Origin of the sequence: Shinella sp. G-2 (assembly GCF_050172695.1) — a bacterium.
Classification (GTDB): Bacteria; Pseudomonadota; Alphaproteobacteria; order Rhizobiales; family Rhizobiaceae; genus Shinella.
Window position 1 is genome coordinate 13778 of sequence record NZ_JBBEYH010000020.1, and the last position, 17928, is coordinate 31705.

Below are 17928 nucleotides of genomic sequence, written 5' to 3' on the forward strand. Positions count from 1 at the left end.
TGCCATCAAACTATCGGTTTCGCATAGGCATCGAGATGCTTGTCGGCAACTGCAACAGTAGCAAGTTCCTGCTTCAAGTCGAGATTCAAGCAGAAGAGCCAGTAAAGCACCCCACCCACCGGGATACCGACGAAGAAGGCGAAATCGACGCCACCGAGATATGTCGCGACTGGTCCCTGGTAGAACGACAGGTACATGAACGGAATCATTGAGATAAACGCAAGCGTATACGCAGCAATTCCACGCCAGTTCCAGTTGCCGTAAATTCCGTTCGGATTGAAGATTTCAGTGATCGAGTAGCGTCCCTTCCGCACGATAAAATAGTCGACAAGATTTACTGCGGTCCATGGTGCCATCAGGTATGCCAACACCGCAAGAATTGTATAGAAGGTCGTATTGATGAAATCCGTCGGGAGCAGAACGCCGACGATGGTTGCCGTCACGCCGATCACGGCAATGGTTTTAATTCGCAGGCTACGCGTCGGTGATGTCTCAACGACGCTGTCCATCGCGGTGATTAAGGTGAGCGCCCCGCCGTAGACGCACATTCCGTTAAATATCAAAAGAGCTGTTCCACCCACGACGAGAAGCACTGCGCCAAAACCAGGCATGATCTGGTTGCCGGATTCCTGAAGGGCAAGAGTTAAGCTGTCATTCGGGTAGAGAGCCGCCCCAACGGCCCCAACCGCCTCCATTGCGAAGACACCAGCACCCGCACCGAACGCTGTGTAGAATATGATGGACCGATGGCTTGTGGTGGGCGGCATGTACCGAGAGTAGTCGGAGACGAAGAAGGCCCATGAAAGCTGGTATGCGAGCGATGCCGAAACCACCATCAAGAATGGCGTGAACTGGAACGTACCGGAAAGTCTCGTTTGCTCTGGGGGGAAACCGACTCCAAACACGATGCCGAATGTGAAGGTCGCCAGAGCAACCAAGAGCACGACTGTCGTGTAGCGCTGACCGACATGAAGCCAATGGTAACCGAATATAGCGAAGACGACAGATATAATCCCAAGCAAGATTCCCGAAGTGCTCGCGGAACCGAGACCGAGTTGTTCCGATGTAGCCCCCATGAGATTAACGTTTAGCACAACGTAGCCCCAGTAGACCATGACGGCTACCAGCCAGATGAAGATGGCTCCGTAACGGCCAAACTGGGGACGCGTCTGCACCATTTGCGGGAGCCCGAGATGTGGGCCTTGGCTTGCATGTGCTGCAACCGGGATCGTCCCAAGGATGGTGCCAAGGAGTAAGCCGATCAACGTCCAGGTAAGATTGAGGCCCAAAGTGATGCCGATCGCACCTGTCGCGAGGCTCAAAAGTTGTGCACTCCCGGCAAACCAAATCGTTGCTTGGTCCGAAAGCCGCCCATGTCTTTCCGACAGGGGAACATAGTCGATTGACCTATGCTCGATCGCGAGCGCATTTCGCGCGATCGCCGGCCCCGAAGCGATTCCTGCTTGTGTTTCCAATTGAGTTGCTCCCATTTCCCGCGCTAAGCAGCGCACAACTCCGCGTTGGGAAAAGCCACGTCTTTTCCGTCGACAGACGTTCCTGACGATTAGACACTAGGCTGCCCTGTACCCTCTATTGAATCTTGCTCAAAGGGCAATGGACGCAATCTATGTCCAATTTTTTAAACATTCAATGCGTTTTTTTTTACACTGCTGGAGTACGCCTCGTCTCCCCGGATAGTCAGCTGCCCTGATAACTGCCGAGGGATGATATTTTGAGCGCGGAATGAGGATGGATTTCGTTGGCATCGGGTTCACAGCTTGAGCAGTAAGCTTGTCTCCTTTGCAGTGTACGCTCTGTCGTTGTCGGGCAGATGTCCGATGGCTTGTGGTGTCGCGTTGCGCCGAAGCGCTTCTCGACGGTCTCCAGCATCACGTCCCGCGCATCGGAGACGGATATCCGGGCATTGACGACAGTCGTCCAGGCTATGATCTCGCGGCCGAGGGCGTCGATAATGAACGCCAAGCTGATGACGTCGCCGTTCCAGCAGGTGAGCTTAGCGAGTCGTAAGCCTCCGGTGGAGACCGCAGGTTACGCCGCCTGAGCGTTCAGCGCGTCTGGCTGCCAGTTCCACGGAAGCAATTGCTGCAGCTTGGTGATCGGCGTGTCGGCGATGCGGGCGAGAACGTCGGCAAGCCATGCCTGTGGATCAATGTCGTTGAGCTTGGCGGTCATGAGCAGTGTCGCCATGAACGCAGCACGGTCAGCGCCACGATCCGATCCGGCGAAGAGCCAGGACTTTCTGCCGAGTGCAAAGCCTCTGAGCGCTCGCTCGGCCGCATTGTTCGTCAGGCAAATCCGGCCGTCCTCCAGGAAGGACATGAAGCCATCCCAGCGCTTGAGCATGTAGTCGATCGCCTCTGCGACCGGAGAGCTGCGTGACAGCTTTAACCGCTCGGTTTGAAGCCAGGTCTGCAGATCGTCGACGAGCGGCAGGCTTTCCTTGTGGCGACGCTCCAGACGTTGATCCGCCATAAGCCCGTTGATCTCCCGCTCGATATCAAACAGGGCATCGATCCGTTTGACGGCTTCCAGCGCCATGGGCGAGACCGGCGCAGCGTTCTTTCCACGCTTGGCGCTTGCGGCAATGTCCGCGAGCACGAAGAATTTGCGCCGCGAGTGAGCCCAGCAAAGTGCCTTCGTCAGAGAACCGGGATCGCGGTCTACCTTGAACAGCGGATTGTAGCCGCCATAGGCGTCCGCCTGCAGAATGCCGGTGAAGGATTTGAGGTGGCGCTCCGGATGCTCCTGCCGCCGGTCCCGTGAGGCATAATACAGCGCGGCCGGCGGTGAGAGCCCGCCGAATGGCCGATCGTCCCGGACATAAGTCCAGATGCGGCCCGTATCGGTCTTTCCCTTTGCCAGGATCGGCACGGTCGTGTCGTCACCATGCAGACGCTCGGCGGCAAGGACATGCGCCTCGATCAGAGAGTGAATGGGCTTCAACGCTGCGGCACATGCTCCAACCTGATCAGCCAATGTCGACAAGCTGAGGTCGACACCTTCGCGGGCATAACGTTCGCTCTGACGGTTGAGCGGCTGGTGCTGGGCGAACTTCTCGAAGAGGATCATCGCCAGCAGGTTCGGCCCGGCAAAACCGCGGGGCGTTACGTGGAATGGTGCTGGCGGCTGCGCAATCTTCTCGCACTCGCGGCAGGTGAACTTCTCCCGCACCGTCTGGATGACCTTCCACTGACGCGGAACGACCTCCAGGGTCTCGGTGATGTCCTCACCAAGCTTCGACAGTTTTGCCGATCCGCAGCAGGCGCAATTCGTGGGAGCGGCGATGACGACGCGCTCGCGCGGCAGATGTTCGGGAAACGGTTTGCGTGATGGGCGCTTGCGCTCGAAGGCTTTGACAGCTGAAGCTTTGGCTGCGATCTCTGCCACCAGTTCATCTTCACCGGCGTCCGCTTCGAGCTCTTCGAGCTGAAGTTCCATCTGCTCCAGGAGCCGCGCCTTGCGCTCGGATCGGCTGCCGTAAAGTTCACGACGAACCTTGTCGATCTCCAGCTTCAGCCTCGCGATCAGCGCCTCGGAATGCGATACGAGTGCCTTTGCGCTAGCGGCTTCAGCCTTGGCGGTCGCCGCTTCTGCTTCGGCTGCAACACGTCGAGCGCGTTCCTGGGCCAGCAGTGCAACCGCACTGGCAAGGTCGTCCGGAAGCTCTTCGGTCACATTGCTCATGACAGGATGGAATCATATTCGACCCCGCCATTCCAGTGCTTTCGTTCACCCGGCGGACGTCGGCCGCCAGGTCTTTTGCGGCATTCGCCAGTCGATGCCTTCCAGCAGATAACCGAGCTGCGCAGGCGTGATTACCACCGTGCCATCGGCTGCCGATGGCCAGATGAAGCGTCCCCGCTCAAGCTTCTTCGTGAACAGGCAAGCTCCCTGGCCGTCATGCCAGATCACCTTGATCAAACCGCCGCCTCGGCCGCGGAATACGAACAGGTGCCCACACATCGGATCACGCTTCAGCGCCTCCTGTACCATCAACGACAGACCCGGAAAGCCTTTGCGCATGTCGGTATAGCCTGTCGCCAGCCAGACCTTTACACCTGTAGGGACCAGGATCATCGCAGTCCCAGCACACAGTCGAGAATACGGCCAAGCGCTTCGGTATCGATGTCGCTATCCACGCGGACGCGTCGGCCACGACCAAGTTCGATCGTTACATCACAGCGTTTGCGTCGGGGATGGGATGGTGCGGATGGCTCCGGTATAGCGGGCGAGCCTGCCGAAGCGGTCTCAGACACGATTACCGGCACCAACATGCTTGCCGCTCCTGCCGACGGTCCATCGACCTGGCAAAGCTCCTTGCGCCAGCGGAAGAGCTGGCTGACATGGATGCCGGCCGCGCGGGCAATCTCGGAGATAACCGCATCAGGCTCAAGGCAGGCGGCGACCAACTGCTCCTTCTCCTTGCGAGACCAGCGCCGACGACGCTCAACAGACGTGATCACTTCAATCGGATGCTTCGTCATAGGACTATCCCTAGTGTTTGCACTAGGACTTCCGATGTTGAGCGTCACCTCACAAGGCGGCCCTCACCGTGGGCTTACAGCGAGTCCGAGCACCAGCGAAAGTTCGAGCGTATCACCATGGCAAAGCCATCGTGGACGCGGCCATTGCGAACGGTGGTGTGCTTCTCCAGCAGCATGGCGTTATTGCTCCTGATCCGGTGGACTCGCTTGGGGTTGACGACCGGCTGATCGGCGACTCGCCTTTCGCGATTGAGCAGCGCGGCTCTCCGCCGTTAGCGATAGGTGGGCCTGGCGTCGACGAGCCTGCGGAGGGCTGACAGAAGCTCGACATCCTCAGCCTTATACGGCCGGCGCGGCTTTGATCTGCCTTCAGAAGCTCAGTAACATTGGAGCGGGATACCTTGAGAACGTCCGCGACGGTCTTCATCGGCACCATGCTTCGGCAACGAGAGCTGCCGCTATTTTTTGAACCTGTGAAAAAGCGTCGCGGAGAACCTCGACCTCCATCCTTGCGGCCCAGCATGTGCTCCAACTCGGGAACGCGCTCCTCGAACTTCCTGACCGCAGAATTGCCGACGACCGGCTCATCGTAATCTAAGACAGCCGTTCCTCAATCACTGAGAAGTCTGCCCCATCGATACAGAAGGCGTGGCGCAACTCCATGACGCCGGGCGGCCGACGAAACCGTATCGCTCAACTCCAAACTCCCCATGATAATCTGCAGCTTCTGCTCGGTTGTCCACCCCCGTACCAGGACGTCGCCAGTGATCACTGTGTTTCGGCGTGGAATATTGGACGCCGATAAGGGGTCAACATTCCGCGCCGATTGACAGTGATCACTCCATGCGTCGACAGTCGGTAGACATAAGCTTGTCCTCAAGCCTGTGCTTACTGCTTATGCCGACTGTCCGGTCTAATTGAGGCACTTCAGTTTCAAGGGGCAATTCCAGATGTCAAGCTGGTGACCCTCGCCCCGTGAAAAACTTGCACCGGAGCGCGACCGGACTTGTATCTGAAACCATGCGAACCGGCGAGAACTCAAGCCACACGACGCTGCGGGATTTGTTCTTCCTTGCCGCGATTTTCAGAGAAATTGAAACGATTTACCGCTTCACTCAAGAGGCGCGCTTCATCTCGAAGCGATACACTTGCCGCAGTCGTTTCCTCAACCATGGCTGCATTTTGCTGTGTAACCTGATCCATCTGGTTTATCGAGCTACTGATACTTTTCAGGCCAACGGATTGCTCGTCCGCTACCACAGAGATTTGCCTTACATTCTCATTTATTGCTGTGATCTGCGCTGTGATCCTGCTCAAAGCGCGGCCGGCTTCTCCGACAAGTCCGACCCCCTCTTGTACCTGCATCGCAGACGAATTAATCAGCACTTTGATGTCCTTCGCTGCTGCAGCTGACCGTTGGGCTAGTTCACGTACTTCCTGAGCGACGACGGCAAAGCCTTTCCCAGCCTCACCCGCACGTGCCGCCTCTACGCCAGCATTCAGGGCAAGGAGATTTGTTTGGAATGCGATCTCATCAATGACGCCTGTGATACGGGTAATCTCCAGCGACGATTGGCTAATGCTCTCCATCGACTGGACCGCGCACTCGACAATATCGCCAGTCGTAACTGCATCCTTGGTGGCAGCGCTGACGCTTGACGCAGCAGCGGAAGCTCTCGTCGCGCTTGCTTGGACCTGTTCCGTAAGTTCTGCCATCGCGGCGGCGGATTCTTCTAAGCCTGCCGCTTGCATTTCAGTCCGTCGCGCCAAGTCGGTCGCACTTGAGCTAATCTCCTCTATCCCTGCGTTGATATGACTTACGCCCCTGCCAACCACGCGGATTGTCTCTTCTAAGCTGGACAAAGCCGAGTTGAAGTTGACCCTGAGCTCGGCATATTCACCTCGGAACTCTTCCCGAATTCGGCAGGTAAGGTTACCCTGCGCAAGGTCCTTCAACGCTTCCCCGACCACACGCACTACGAGGCGCTGTTCTTCAAGCGCGTCCGCGCGAGCGGCCTCGGCGGTAGCGCGCTCACGCGCGTTTGCCTCTCTCACATTAGTCGCCTCTGTTTCCGCACGCTCTCCTTGGATGAGGGCATGGCGTAGCTTTTCCAACGCGGTTGCGACCGCTCCCATCTCATCCGATCGACGTGTATCTTTGGTTGATTCACTATAGTTCCCAACGGCCAACGCTTCTACAACTTTGACCAAACGCCCAATTGGACGGGCAAGCATTATTCTTGTCGTAACAAATAAGACGAGCGCTATTATAAATACTACAAAAAAGCCTGCCGAGACCATTAAGGTAATTTGTTCGTTCACCGCAGAGGCAATTACCGAAGTCGGAACGTCGACGCAGACAACCCACCGGACATTCAAATGCGGCACTTCGAAAGGAAGTAGGACGCGGGTGTAATTGACCCCATCGACCTCAACGTCTTCTACAATTCCAGTTTTCTGCTCGGTGATCGCCTCGGACAGTTCCTTTTGGCCTAATCCATCATAATTCTTTGTTGTTTGGTCCGCACTGGGCGCTACGATCCACCGTTTTGCCTGGGAAATAACATATACTCGCCCTGACCCGAATGGCCTTTGTGCGCCAAGCTTGGCGGATAGCGCCGTTAGGTCTACGTCCATACCAGTCACACCAATAAGGCGATCTGCACTGACGACTGGATACGAGATCGTGGATAAGAGGAAAGATCCTTGCGCGTCGACCCAAACGTAGGGCTCCGTTAGGTGGCCCTGCCGGGACTTGGAAGCTACGTGGTAGTATTCAGCGCTATAATCGAGGGCGACTGGTGCCATCGATAGAGTCCCGCCGGGCTTTGTCCACGTAGGCGAAAACGCGCCATTACTTGCTGATCCAAGCGTCGTGTTTCCCTTGAACTCTGCCGCCTTTCCGTCAAAAGCGTTGGGCTCTTCCATGAACCAGCTGCTGAAAACGATAGTGGCTTGCGCTGTAGCACGTAGCATGTCGATCACCGCAGCACGATCAAGATAGTCTTTTTCTCTGCCTTGGCCGATCAAAGCTGCCATCGTGGATGTCGGAGCCGATAACGCTGTCATTTCCGCTGAAATGTCATTTGCCAATTTTGCAGCTTCGAGTTTAGCCTGCTGGACGGTCAGATGCTCTATCCGGCTCTTCGTAACCAAAACAAGGATAGCATTTGATAATACTAAGACTAGGGCTATCGCGGCAGCAGTAACAGCGATTAGCTTCAAAGCAAGAGACCGTTTCGTGCGCATTTTTGTAACCACCCCAATCTAATGAGCGAGAGTTTCAGTCAAACCAAGTCTAGCATTCTCCGCACACCGGTCGACCAGCACGTCTTGTTTGCCAATCGTGCGGAGGACAGCCGTTGCGTGCACCGAAGGAATAAAATTGCGCATCTACTTGTGACATCGATAGTCACGGATCAATACAAGGCCGTTGCATGGAACAAGGCGCGTCCGTTTCCAGGTGCACGACCTGTCGTATTCGCTTCCGGCGTCCACGCTCTTTTTATAACATGGAATAATTATCGTCGAGTTAAGACGAGACTCATTAGTTCGCTCAATCCTGGCAAAAGCCGCAGCGCCCCGACGTATTTATGAAGGTACCGGGTGAACCTGTTCCGAGATTAACAGACGCAAAACCGGTCCGACGCTGTGGATAGCGACTGATGGCCGTCCGCCGGTCTTCGAAGGACGATTAATGCGCGTGGCGTTATTGCGCACAGGCTTTTGACGACCGCGTTTCAAATCATGCGCAACGAGCGCCTAGCGCCCAGCGGGGCGGTTGCTAATGGCAGGAAACCGCATCGTTGATGACATCCCTACTTCCAGATGATGTATTGGCGAACAACGCAGGACTTGTCCGCTCCGCTTCGGAAGAAATGAAGATTACGAGCCGAAATACGCTCTCTGACAAAGACAAACCCCAGCGAATGACTCCGGGATAAAGTTCAGTTAAGATTCATTGGGCAGTGACGGCCACCCTAAGGTCTAAGAGACCTAATCAATTAGCCAAGCGATACATTGAAATATAGTCGAACCCGCAGGAAGAGAGGAAGAGAGAAACCGGGCGCTGTTGATTGTATGCATTTGGCGAGCAAATTGCACGCCGGGTTGCTGTACCGGCGTGCTGCGAAGACTCGATGTCTACATTCTAACCTCTGACCAAATCGCGCCATACAGCTTTTGGATCGCGGGTGGGCAGGTCGTAGCCCAGTATCCCGCGCCTTTCAAATTGTCCGGAATTAGAAACTCCGGCGCTGAAGCAATTCCGCTCTTCATGAATTGATCCGAGCCGTCAATTCCATTTGCAAAGTTGGTGAAATCCGACTCAAGAGCGATGTTCTGCGGATCCATAATGAAATTGATGAAAAGCTTCGCGTTTTCCAAGTTTGGGGCGCCGGCTACAACGCCAATGTTATCCATCCAATACGGGAAGCCTGTTTGCGGGTAACCAAACGCGATATCTTTGTTCTGCAAGCGCTCCTGTAGAGCAACTCCATTCCAATCAGCCGATGCAGCGTAATCGCCTTTGATCATGGGTTCACGTGTCATATAGTCCATAGAGATCCAATGCTTCTTCGCCTCGAGAAGCTTATCCCTCACCTTCATCAGAAGGACTTTGTCATCGGTGCAAAGCTCTTTCCCGCCCAGATAATGGATCGCGAGCCCCATTATATCCAGCATTTCGGGCTGTACGTTGATTTTCCCCTTAAGTTCGTTTGGCGGATCAAATATAATCGCCGCTGTATTTATATCGCCTTGATATACTGACGTGTTCACACTGACTCCGACGACATTTATGAGCCATGGTGCTGTATATGCCCGACCCGGATCAAAAGGCACATCCACCCATTGCTTATTCACGTTTCGAAAGTTTGCCATTTCATTTGGATTTGACCTAAAAAGTAACCCCTCCCTAATGAAAATCGGGGTGTATGTAGATGCTCCAACAAAAAGATCGAACCCATGTCCACCAGCCTTTAATTTTGCCAAGGCGGTATCGTTTGTATCGTACTCCGAGATTGTAACCTTTACGTTGTATTCACTCTCGAATTTTTTGATCATTTCTGCGCTTGTGTAGCCACCATACGTATAAATGTTGAGTTCTCCATCCGCGTAGGCAACTTCACTTGCGAGGACTGTCGTCAAGGCAGCGATCAAGGCGGTTTTGGTTATCATGATATTTCCTCCCTATTGGCGGATGTCACCTTACACCGATCACAGGGCTAAGAAAAATTAATTAATCCAAATAGGAATTTTTTGGTCGGCCCGGGTCTCGCATTGGACGCGTCTGCCGAAAGTCTGATGCCAGCCGGCGCGGCATCTTAATCTGAAGATCAAGCAGTTTGAACTCGCGTCGGAGGATAACGAGCCTCTTGCGCGGAAGCCGATGCCTGCTACCCGCAGTGGGATGACGCACTTGGTAGACCGAAGCGCAGACCTCTGCCGGATGGCCCGCAACCAGAGCCGTGTTTGCGCCGAACCTCAGTTTAACGATCTACTGCCACGTCATTCCTCAAGGTGGATGATAAGGTGGGTGCTTCGTCTTGCAAAAGAACCTTTCGACTGTGTTGCACTGCCACATCGCGGCTTTAGAGAGGCCGTTGGTGGAAGTGCTTTCCGACCGGATGAAGACGCCGCTATCGGCGAAGTGAAGCGCCCCGGCTTTGCTGGAGACCCCAACTCGTGAGAAGTAGGGTCTATGACAAGCAAGACGACGAACAAATTTTCTCCTGAAGTCCGCGCCCGCGCTGTTCGAATGGTGGTCGAGCATGAAGCGGAGCATCCTTCGCGATGGGCGACTGTGTCTTCCATTGCCGCCAAGATCGGCTGCTCGGCACATACGCTCAATGAATGGGTGAAGAAGGCCGAGGTAGACAGCGGCAAGCGTGCAGGTTTGCCGAGTGACGTTGCCGAGAAGATGAAGGCTCTGGAGCGGGAGAACCGCGAGCTTCGTCAGGCGAATGAGATTTTACGCAAAGCCTCGGCGTATTTTGCCCAGGCGGAGCTCGACCGCCCACTGAAGCGATGATTTCCTTCATCGACGAACACCGTGTCGATACCGGATCAATACTCCCCAGAAGTGCCGTTTGAATCTTCCCCAGTTTAGCGTTGCCGCCGGTCTTCCGGGGCGCCCGGAGCGACATGGCCATGAAGATCGAGATACGCCGGGTGTTCAACGAGGTCTTCCAGGTCTATGGCGTGCGGAAAGTCTGGCGACAGTTGCAGCGAGAAGGCTTCGATGTCGCTCGCTGCACCGTCGCACGGCTCATGAGAATGATGGGACTTCAAGGCATCATTCGCGGCAAGCCAGTCAAAACCACCGTGTCGGACAAGTCCGCTCCATGCCCACTCGACCGGGTGAACCGACAGTTCTTCGCTCCAGCGCCGAACATGCTGTGGTTATCCGATTTCACTTATGTCGCGACCTGGCAGGGCTTCGTTTACGTGGCCTTCGTCATTGATGCCTTCGCCCGCCGCATCGTCGGGTGGCGGGCAAGCCGAACGGTCCATGCGGCCTTTGTCCTCGATGCCCTCGACCAGGCACTTCATGATCGGCGGCCCGTCCATCGCGGCGGACTGGTTCACCATTCCGATCGCGGCTCGCAATACGTGTCCATTCGCTATTCCGAGCGGTTAGCGGGCATCGAGCCTTCCGTCGGAAGTGTTGGCGACAGTTATGACAACGCTCTCGCCGAAACGATCAACGGCCTTTACAAGGCCGAGGTCATCCATTGACGGGGACCGTGGCGCAACTTCGAAGCCGTGGAGTTCGCCACGCTCGAATGGGTCGATTGATTCAATAACCGCCGCCTTCTCGAGCCAATCGGAAACATTCCGCCGGCCGAGGCGGAAGAACGATACTATGCCATGCTGGACGCACCGGCTATGGCCGCATAACTTAAACCAAACGGTCTCCGGCAAAGCCGGCGCGGTTCAAAGGCCAGAGAGAAGGCATCGTCTACAATCGCACTCTCATCGAACTGCCCGCCCCTAGGTGTCCACCCGCTTTGCGTCTCCCTGTCTCTTAATCCCTCTCAATCGAGTGGTACCACCGCTGGAGTTTTAACGCAGGGTCAGGCTAGGTCATGCAGCGAATTCTGGGTCCGAGCGAAACATCCTAGTGGATTGATCGCGACAAAAGAGTCCGATTTTGGATTCCCATCGGTTGTCGAATGTGCGACGGTCCAGCATGCGCTCCGGTATTGCATTTGACGTCACCGCCGCCGACAGGGCCCGGCTCGAAGCCATCGTTGCCAACCGCGGTTCGCCGCAGAAGCATGCGTGGCGAGCGAAGATCATCCTGATGAGCGACGACGGCTTGGGAACGGTGGCCATTATGGCGGCGACCGGCAAATCGAAGACCTGCGTCTGGCGATGGCAGGAGCGGTTCATGGCCGAAGGTGTGGATGGCCTTTTGCGCGACAAGAGCCGCCCGCCCGGCATCGCTCCACTCGATCCGGCACTGGTCGAGCAGGTGGTCGCGCTGACGTTGGAACCGCCCAGGCAGGAGGCCACGCACTGGAATCGCGCGATGGCAAAGGCCGTTGGGATCGCGGCCTCTTCCGTCGTCAAGATCTGGCACGAGCATGGTCTTGCGCCGCACCGCTGGCGCCGCTTCAAACTGTCAAATGACAAGGCTTTTGCCGAGAAACTGCACGATGTCGTCGGGCTCTACGTCTCGCCGCCGGCCCATGCCATTGTCCTTTCCGTTGATGAAAAAAGTCAGATCCAGGCGCTCGACCGGACGCAGCCGGGCCTTCCATTGAAGAAGGGTCGGGGCGGCACGATGACCCATGATTACAAGAGCCATGGCACCACCACCTTGTTTGCTGCCCTCAATGTTCTCGACGGCTCGGTGATCGGCCGCAACATGCAGCGTCACCGGCATCAGGAGTTCATCCGTTTCCTCAACGCGATTGAGGCGGAACTGCCGAAGGATAAGGCCGTCCACGTCATTCTCGACAACTACGCGACCCACAAACAGCCGAAGGTCCGCGCCTGGCTGGCAAGGCATCCGCGATGGACCTTCCACTTCGTTCCAACATCATGTTCATGGCTGAACGCCGTCGAGGGCTTCTTCGCAAAACTGACACGCCGACGGTTGACGCACGGCGTCTTCCACTCCGTCGTCGACCTGCAGGCGGCCATCAACCGGTTCATCAAAGAGCACAACCAAGAACCGCGCCCTTTCGAATGGAAGGCAGATCCCGAGGAAATCATTGCCGCCGTCAAACGGGGGCACCAAGTGTTGGAATCAATCCACTAGCGTCCGGAATAGTCACGGCGACGACCGAAGATGTGATTGGGCCGACACCTGGAACCTAGAACAGCCGACTTGGGACCGGAGCTGAACGACCAACCTTCGCCAGCTTCGTCTAATTTTTATCAATCTGCTTGATCAGGTTACCCATTGACTGATCAAGCTGTTCAAAGCATAGCGAGTATGTTCCGGCACCGATGATCGGCATTAAGCTTTCGAGGTGATCTCGGCCTTGCCCGGAGATAATAAGAATTCTGCAAGATGGTATCCCTCCGGCGTGAACCGCCTTGCGAGGTTCCGCGTCTCCCGTGAGTCTGCGCTCTTAAGAGTGGACTTAGGAGCGCATTGAGAACCCAAAACTGGACAAAGCTTGGGGCCAAGATCACTTCCAACGCCAGTTTAATCCGGCACAGGCGCTCTGAGGCCGGCGGTCAAGAACGCCGTTAGGTGCTTAAGCATCTCGTCTTTGCCGACTACACCTAGTTGACCGTCAGTTAGATCGTTCAACCGACCAAGATCATTCAACATGAACAGATAAGTGCCAACCAAGAACGCCATGCGTAGGCTGATAATGTCCTTCGGTATATCAGGGGTGAGGAGAGCTATCTCGTTGACAAATCGCTTAACGGATGAGTCGTAGACTTCGCGGCGGAGGCGAAAGGAATGCTCAGCCGGTTCAGCGTGAAGACGCGCCTGCAATCTGACGAACGCGGCACCCGCAGGGCCGCTGTGTTTCATCTCCCATTGAGGAGCGAGATAAGCGAGCACGATGTCCTCGACGCGCAAGCTCGTCGGACGGGCGAGCACCTCGTCAAGCAGTACATGTCGCCTCCCCGATAGCAATGCCCCGCGCCGACGATAAACCTCGTCGAACAGGTCCTCTTTGCTGCCAAAGTAGTACCGGATAAGAGCTTGGTTGACACCAGCTCTGTTGGCAATATCGCGCATTTTCGAGCCAGCGAACCCATCGTCTGCGAAGATCAGTTCGGCAGCATCTAAAATTAGATCTCTATAATCAATCCCAGGCTTCGGCCGCCCAGGTTTGCGCCTTCCCTTGGAGGCTTTCGCTTGTTGTAGCATCACTTCTCCGCCCATTCGATGCACCAAAATATTAGTGAATTAAGGATGCGGATAATTAATTAACGGGGGAACTCGCCTAAGACAATGGGTAGTTGGCAGATCAGCTGTTACCCAACGAGCAACTGATTTATCGGCAGACCGCACGAAGCGGCCTGCCGACTCAAGTTTCCGCGGGCTACATTTTCAACTCTGTCCAAATCCTGCCATAGATTTGTTGAATTTCGGGAGAACAGGTCTCATTCCAGTATGAAAGACCAGCCAAATTCTCCGGCACCACGAATTCAGGTGACGTGGTCATTTCCTTATCCATGTACTGCTCTGAGCCGTCGATGCCATTGGGGTACTTGATATAGTTTGACAACATCGCCGCGTTTTGTGGATCCATCATGAAATTCATAAATAGCTTGGCGTTGTCGATATTTTTCGCATCAGCGAGAATAGCAAGGTTATCCATGGCCAATCCATAGCCGGTTTGGGGATAGCCATATGCAATGTCGGGATTGCGCTGCCTTTTGATAAAGGCCGGCCCACCCCAGTCACTCGTCACCGCAAAGTCACCCTTTACCATCGGATCGATAGTATTGTAATCCATGGAAATCCAATGCTTTTTTGCTTCCAGCAGTTTATCACGGACCTTTTGCAGAAGGGCTTTGTCGTCGGTGCAAATCTTGTCGCCTCCAAGGTAGTGGATCGCCAGGCCCATAACGTCCATCATCTCGGGAATAATGTTGATCTTGCCCTGTAGTTCGGCGGGAGGATCAAATAGCAGCGCCGCCGTGTTGATGTCGCCCTTATAAATTGAGGTATTTACGCTAAGGCCGACCGTTGCCCACTCCCAAGGGATACTATACTCGCGGCCGCGATCGAAACTGACATCAATCCAGCGCTTATTAACGTTCTTGAAATTCTCGAGCTTGTTAGGTTCGGACTTCAACAACAAGCCCTCTTGGATGAAGATTGGGATATATGTGGATGCTGCGACGATCATGTCGAAGTCGTTTCCACCGGCCTTCAGCTTTGCCAGCGCCGTATCGCTACTATCGTACTCCGAAAATGTCACCTTGACGTCGTATTGTTCCTCGAATTTCTTGATCATCTCAGGGCTCCAAAGATCTCCCCAGCTGTAGATGTTCAAGATACCTTCTGCGGAAGCCGGAATTGATGTGAGTAGCACCACACCTGCGGCGATTGAGACTGCCATTCTATTCATGTCTGTTCCCTTTCTGTTTATGTTCATTTTATTACTTGCGCTGTCGCCCAAGTAAATAAGTCGCCACGACGAATAATATAGATACAAGTATTAGCGCCGTGGAGATTGCGTTGATTTCAGGTGTTACTCTTCGCCGGAGCTGGCCGAGCATATATGTGGGTAGAGTTTCTTGCCCGGCGGATTTCACGAACTCTGTAATGACTACGTTGTCGAGCGAAATGACGAAGGCGAGCATCCAGCCAGAAAGGAGGCCCGGCCAAAGCTGTGGCAGTGTGATGTGTCGAAAGACTTCCACTGGCCGGGCGTAGAGATCTGCACCGGCCTGCTCCAAACTCAAGTCCATCCCCTTAAGCCGCGCTCTAACCGGCATGTAGGCGAACGGAATGCAGAATGCTGAATGTGCGACGACAAGATAGAGCATGCCCGTGTAACCAGTGGTCACTTTTAGCACCGAAAAGAAGCTCAGCAGCCCGACCGCGGTCACTATTTCCGGGACCATTAGCGGCTGATTGACCACAGCAAGTGCCAATCCTTGTCCTTTCCACGGACGCGTTCGCGTAGTCGCTAGGGCGAAAAGAACCCCACTTGCCGTAGCGACGGTTGCGGCGACAGCTGCGAGTGTCAGAGAACGAGCAGCCGCCTCCTTTACTGCCGCGTTCTGCCATGCCGATGCGTACCAGCGGAACGAGAATCCCTCCCAGATGGAAAGAGCCTCGCCCGCATTAAAAGAGTACATGATCAATAGCACGATGGGCATATATAGTATCAGGAAGCATAGCATCGCGACTAGGTTAATGCCCGGCATATGACGAACGTTGAACGTTTTAGCCATTGACGCCCTCCTCCTTTTCCGTGGCACGCACGAAGACGATCATCGCAATTCCGACGATTATTAAGAGGGTCAGCGAAAGTGCCGAGCCGAGCGGCCAGTTGCGGAGTGCACTGAACTGCATCCCAATGAGGTTGCCCAACAACAGTTGTTTTCCTCCGCCAAGAACTGTCGTTATGACATAGTCGCCGAGACAAGGGATGAGAACCAGAACCACGCCGGCGACGACACCAGGCTTAACAACAGGCAAGATTATTTCGCGCATAATCTGAAATGGCCGGGCATACAAATCGTATCCTGCCTCCACTAAACGAAAGTCGAATCGCTCCATTGATGAGTAGATAGGAAGCACCATAAGCGGCAGGTAAACATATGTCATACCGAGCATGATCGCGGTCTCGGTATAGAGTATTTGGACTGGCGAACTGATTATTCCCAAGCCGACGAGCACGTTATTGAATACGCCCTCGTTCCGGATCAGTTGCATCATTGCGAAGGTCCGAATGAGCATGTTTGTCCAGAACGGCAACATTATCAACGTCAACCAGAAATCGCGGCGATGCGGTGGGCGAGTCGCGATGAAGTAGGCGGCAGGAAAACCAAACAGAAAAGTTAGGAGCGCAGTCATAATCGAAAGTTTTATTGACCGCCAAAATACCACCAGGTGTTCCGTCGCCCAATTGACTTCGTTAGTGAAGAAATCTCGCTTTAGGACGACATTCACCCAGCTCTCGGTTGAGAACGTCCAGTCGATCCCTCCGTATTCCCCGGGAGTGAGGAAGGAATAGATAGTTATCAATACGACGGGGATGATTGCGGCTAGGAGAAGAATCAACAATGCAGGTGTAATCAGAAGCGCTTGCGCCTTTGATATGGTCGGTCGTTTCACGGAGGGATGCATGGTTAGTCTCCCAGAATCTGGGCCGCGCCGTCACGCAAGCGGATGCCGACGCGATCGCCAACAGAAATAGCTTCGGTCGACGAGTCTGCATTTTGCGTTCGCGTGACAAAAACTCCGCCTTCGCGCACGCGGACGTGATATGCGGTACCAGTGCCAAAATAGACAATGTTCATCAACTCGCCGTCGAGATGACCAGCCCCAGCCGGGACGATCTCAGCATGTTCTGGCCGCACCGCCAGCGTTACCGGGCCAGCGCGCGACCCATCCTTCGGTGCTCGCGCTCGCAATCGTATACCTGGTTCGAATTCGATACAGGCGTCCCTACCGTCAACAGAAGATAAATTGACTGGAAGGAAGTTGGTTTCGCCTATGAAATCGGCAACGAAGCGATCTGCCGGTTGATCATATATTTCTCGTGGCAGGCCGATCTGCCGGACCTTACCGGCACTCATAACCGCAATACGGTCCGACATCGTCAGCGCCTCTTCCTGGTCATGGGTGACGAAAACGAACGTAATGCCGGTTTGCGTTTGCAGGCGCTTGAGTTCGATCTGCATTTCCTTGCGTAGCTTGAAGTCCAGCGCGGATAAGGGCTCGTCCAAAAGCAGAACCTTCGGGTGGGGAGCCAGGGCACGGGCCAGAGCGATGCGCTGCTGCTGCCCGCCAGATAACTGGTTAGTCAACCTGTCGGCCATGCGGGTCATCTGCACAAGTTCCAACATTTCCGCGACAGTTCTAGCAATCTCATCCTTTGGCTTACGCAGCATTCGCAGTCCGAAAGCAATGTTCTGCGCGCAGGTCATGTGCGGGAAGAGGGCATAGGATTGGAATACAGTGTTTACAGGTCGTAGATACGGGGGTTTGTTGATCAGATTCTCCCCGTCGAGCGTCAATGTACCGCTCGTAGCGAAGTCAAAGCCGGCGATCATACGAAGTAGCGTCGTTTTCCCACAGCCAGACGGTCCAAGAAGTGTGAAAAATTCGTTTTTTCGGATCGTCAGGGATACACTATCCAACGCTGTGTAGGCGCCTGCCCCCACCCCGTAGACCTTGCTCACATCTTTGATTTCGATCATATTCCACCCAATTTGCTGCGTTCCCGGAACGTTTTTTGTCATCAAGGCGTCCACAGTGCGTGTA

Annotated in this window: 12 protein-coding genes, 3 pseudogenes and 1 other annotated feature; of the genes and pseudogenes, 2 read left to right on the plus strand and 13 right to left on the minus strand. The window is 54.9% G+C overall.

What is annotated here, in order from left to right:
* Nucleotides 1-5: 5 nt before the first annotated feature.
* The 8 genes and pseudogenes from V8U06_RS22155 to V8U06_RS22190 form a co-directional block, all read right to left on the minus strand.
* A complete protein-coding gene (locus V8U06_RS22155; RefSeq protein ID WP_427142546.1) occupies nucleotides 6-1475 on the minus strand; it encodes a purine-cytosine permease family protein in 1470 nt (489 codons plus the stop codon).
* Nucleotides 1476-1792: 317 nt separating this feature from the next.
* A pseudogene (locus V8U06_RS22160) lies at nucleotides 1793-2016 on the minus strand (IS3-like element IS426 family transposase); the annotation flags it as partial.
* Between the two features lie 33 nt (nucleotides 2017-2049).
* The gene (gene tnpC / locus V8U06_RS22165) at nucleotides 2050-3705 is read right to left on the minus strand and encodes an IS66 family transposase (RefSeq protein WP_427142547.1); all 1656 of its coding nucleotides are present in this window, start codon (nucleotides 3703-3705) and stop codon (nucleotides 2050-2052) included.
* A gap of 45 nt (nucleotides 3706-3750) precedes the next feature.
* The gene (gene tnpB, locus V8U06_RS22170) at nucleotides 3751-4098 is read right to left on the minus strand and encodes an IS66 family insertion sequence element accessory protein TnpB (RefSeq protein ID WP_427142548.1); all 348 of its coding nucleotides are present in this window, start codon (nucleotides 4096-4098) and stop codon (nucleotides 3751-3753) included.
* The gene (gene tnpA, locus V8U06_RS22175; RefSeq protein ID WP_427142549.1) at nucleotides 4095-4505 is read right to left on the minus strand and encodes an IS66-like element accessory protein TnpA; all 411 of its coding nucleotides are present in this window, start codon (nucleotides 4503-4505) and stop codon (nucleotides 4095-4097) included. The genes tnpB and tnpA overlap by 4 nt, the downstream gene beginning before the upstream one ends.
* Before the next feature lie 77 nt (nucleotides 4506-4582).
* Nucleotides 4583-5295 (minus strand): annotated as a pseudogene (locus V8U06_RS22180) (transposase); the annotation flags it as partial.
* Nucleotides 5296-5543: 248 nt separating this feature from the next.
* Entirely contained in the window at nucleotides 5544-7754 is a 2211-nt protein-coding gene (locus V8U06_RS22185; protein WP_427142550.1) for a methyl-accepting chemotaxis protein, read from the minus strand.
* Between the two features lie 894 nt (nucleotides 7755-8648).
* Nucleotides 8649-9683, minus strand: a complete 1035-nt coding sequence (locus tag V8U06_RS22190; protein ID WP_024899825.1) for an extracellular solute-binding protein — start codon at nucleotides 9681-9683, stop codon at nucleotides 8649-8651.
* Between the two features lie 523 nt (nucleotides 9684-10206).
* Between V8U06_RS22190 and V8U06_RS22195 the strand changes: the two are divergent.
* Together V8U06_RS22195 and V8U06_RS22200 are read left to right on the plus strand one after the other, a co-directional pair.
* Nucleotides 10207-11405: pseudogene (locus V8U06_RS22195) on the plus strand (IS3 family transposase).
* Nucleotides 10491-10593: a sequence feature (AL1L pseudoknot), on the plus strand. (Overlaps the previous pseudogene by 103 nt.)
* Before the next feature lie 292 nt (nucleotides 11406-11697).
* Nucleotides 11698-12774 carry an IS630 family transposase gene (locus tag V8U06_RS22200; RefSeq protein ID WP_427142551.1) on the plus strand — a complete coding sequence of 359 codons (1077 nt, stop codon included), beginning with the start codon at nucleotides 11698-11700 and terminating at the stop codon, nucleotides 12772-12774.
* A gap of 393 nt (nucleotides 12775-13167) precedes the next feature.
* Here the strand turns inward: V8U06_RS22200 and V8U06_RS22205 are convergent, their stop codons facing one another.
* From V8U06_RS22205 to V8U06_RS22225, 5 genes are all read right to left on the minus strand, one after another.
* Nucleotides 13168-13863 (minus strand): TetR/AcrR family transcriptional regulator, encoded by a 696-nt coding sequence (locus V8U06_RS22205; protein ID WP_427142552.1) that lies wholly within the window; start codon nucleotides 13861-13863, stop codon nucleotides 13168-13170.
* A 160-nt stretch (nucleotides 13864-14023) separates the two neighbouring features.
* Complete coding sequence (locus tag V8U06_RS22210) at nucleotides 14024-15058, minus strand: extracellular solute-binding protein (RefSeq protein ID WP_064334254.1); 1035 nt, start codon at nucleotides 15056-15058, stop codon at nucleotides 14024-14026.
* Nucleotides 15059-15089: 31 nt separating this feature from the next.
* Nucleotides 15090-15890 (minus strand): ABC transporter permease, encoded by an 801-nt coding sequence (locus V8U06_RS22215; protein WP_024899989.1) that lies wholly within the window; start codon nucleotides 15888-15890, stop codon nucleotides 15090-15092.
* The gene (locus tag V8U06_RS22220; RefSeq protein WP_024899990.1) at nucleotides 15883-16788 is read right to left on the minus strand and encodes an ABC transporter permease; all 906 of its coding nucleotides are present in this window, start codon (nucleotides 16786-16788) and stop codon (nucleotides 15883-15885) included. The genes V8U06_RS22215 and V8U06_RS22220 overlap by 8 nt, the downstream gene beginning before the upstream one ends.
* Before the next feature lie 2 nt (nucleotides 16789-16790).
* The gene (locus tag V8U06_RS22225; protein WP_243016884.1) at nucleotides 16791-17906 is read right to left on the minus strand and encodes an ABC transporter ATP-binding protein; all 1116 of its coding nucleotides are present in this window, start codon (nucleotides 17904-17906) and stop codon (nucleotides 16791-16793) included.
* Between the last annotated feature and the right edge of the window lie 22 nt (nucleotides 17907-17928).